Genomic DNA, 247 nt, shown 5'->3' on the forward strand with positions numbered 1-247 from the left:
GGCCGTCGGCCAGGGCCAGGACGTCGCTGATCAGCTTCAGCAGCTCGGGTTCGTCGTTGGCGACCCGTCGCGACAGCAGCGTCTTGCCATCCGCGTCCAGGGCGAGGCCGTGGTGGTGGCCCTTGCCGCTGTCGATCCCCGCCCATATCCGGCTCATCGTGCTCCTGACGTACGTCTTCGTTCTGTTCGTGCCACGGACGACCTCGCCGGCATTGCTCTACTCAGCGACTTGTTCGCACTTCCTAAT

The 247-nt window shown here is 64.8% G+C and carries 1 protein-coding gene; it reads right to left on the reverse strand.

What is annotated here, in order from left to right:
* On the reverse strand, positions 1 to 157 hold a 157-nt coding region (locus tag IF89_RS44305; protein WP_158718186.1), incomplete at its 3' end, for an IS110 family transposase.
* Positions 158 to 247: the final 90 nt, after the last annotated feature.

The sequence above is a fragment of the Streptomyces sp. NRRL F-2664 genome (assembly GCF_000719345.1).
Classification (GTDB): Bacteria; Actinomycetota; Actinomycetes; order Streptomycetales; family Streptomycetaceae; genus Streptomyces.